We start from the raw sequence: 1649 nt of genomic DNA on the forward strand, positions 1-1649 counted from the left end.
TGAGCCAATTTGATAAGGCAGCGGGAATGCAGAGCGCTGACAAGATATGCTGAACCTGCCTTACCAGCAAGAAGGCCTGAGTGCGCGGCAGCTTTTTCCAGCGTAGCTCCAACCAGTGCTGTGGAAAGTTACCTATGGCCCGTGGACATTCACCTTGTGGCGATTATGGTTGCGGCGAGATACCAATTGGCGGCGTAGCTGCATGCGGTCTTTTCGTAGCGCGTGGCGATGGCCCGGAACTCCTTTATTTTCGCGAAGAAGTTTTCGACCATGTGCCGCCACTTGTAGGCGTGTTTATCGTAGTCGCGCTTGATCTTGCGGTTCGCCTTCGGTGGGATGACTGCGCTCGCACCCCGCGCGTCCAGTTCTGCAAGCAGCCAATCGGCATCGAACGCCCTGTCCGCCAGAAGGGCGTCAAAGGCGACGTCCTCGATCAGCGGTGCAACGCCTTTCAGGTCGTGAGCCTGGCCGGGCAGGAGATGAAAGTCGAACAGGTTGCCCAAGGCATCAACCAAGGCCACGATCTTCGTGGTCAGTCCGCCGCGTGAGCGCCCGATGGCCTGAGCCTGAGCCCCCCTTTTGCGCCGCTCGCCTTCTGGTGAGCCTGGACAATAGTGCCGTCGATCAGCGCGTATTCGAAATCGGGCTCGCCGCGGATCTCTGTGAAGAGGCGCTCGAAAACACCCCCTTTGGCCCATCTGCGAAACCGGCGGAACACGCTGTTCCAGTTCCCGAATTCCGATGGCAGATCCCGCCAGGGCAGACCGGTTCTCACCCGCCAGAGAACGGCCTCCAGGAACAACCGGTTGTCCTTGCCCGTCACCCCGCTGTCGCTCTTCTTGCCGGGAAGGTGGGGTTCAAGGCGCGCCCAGATATCATCCGTCACTACAAACCGCTGCTCGTCCATTCAAACCTCCCTTTGGGGAGCTTGAATCAGAAATCAGCCGATGGGGAAACCACGAATGTCCACGGACCATAGTCGCTGCGGGTGGCATCGCGGGAACGGAACTGTCGCGGCATGCCCGGATGCTTCCGCCGACCCAAATAACGCCGATCGGCCTGGTCGGCGATGCCATTGGCAAACGCATCAACCTGGTGCAGTTTCGCGTTGATGCGCCGGACAAGACACCCGATATGCCGGTGGTCCTGTCCCTGGGGACGTCGATGAATGCCGGCAAGACGCTGACATCCACGTCGCTGGTGCGTGGTTTCAAGCGTCTGGGGCTGCGAGTTGCAGCCCTGAAGATCACAGGCACTGGTGCCGGTGGTGATATGTGGATTGTGCGCGACGCAGGCGCGGATGTCGCGCTTGACTTTACCGACGCTGGGTTTGCCAGCACTTACCTGGCCCCAATCGACGAGATCGTGAAGGGCGCGTTCCGCCTGATAAACGTTGCGGCCGAGGCCGGCTGCCAAGTGGCGGTGATCGAAATTGCCGATGGCCTGCAGCAAAGGGAAACCGCACAGCTTATTCGCAACGAGGCGCTCTGCTCGTTGTCATTGGGCTGCACGTTCGCGGCCTACGACGCCATGGGTGCAATCTGCGGATATCACGAACTGGTCAAAGCGGGCCACAAGGTGCTTGGCATCAGTGGCCGACTGGGGATGTCCCCGCTGGCAGTTCGGGAAGCAGAAGCGGCCACCGGATT

Annotated in this window: 2 protein-coding genes; one reads left to right on the forward strand and one right to left on the reverse strand. The window is 60.3% G+C overall.

Features of this window, described 5'->3' with window-relative positions; translation table 11 throughout:
- Positions 1-149: 149 nt before the first annotated feature.
- Positions 150-907 (reverse strand): IS5 family transposase gene (locus QC821_RS21650; protein WP_309725597.1). Its coding sequence is split into 2 segments (ribosomal slippage): positions 150-571 and positions 571-907, totalling 759 coding nucleotides; the frame shifts between segments, so codons are not numbered across the junction.
- Positions 908-1026: 119 nt separating this feature from the next.
- On the opposite strand from QC821_RS21650, the gene QC821_RS21655 reads away from it, so the two are divergent.
- The coding region (locus QC821_RS21655; RefSeq protein WP_309725599.1) for a P-loop NTPase family protein at positions 1027-1649 on the forward strand (623 nt) is incomplete at its 3' end.

The sequence above is a fragment of the Franzmannia qiaohouensis genome, assembly GCF_031451695.1.
Classification (GTDB): Bacteria; Pseudomonadota; Gammaproteobacteria; order Pseudomonadales; family Halomonadaceae; genus Franzmannia; species Franzmannia qiaohouensis.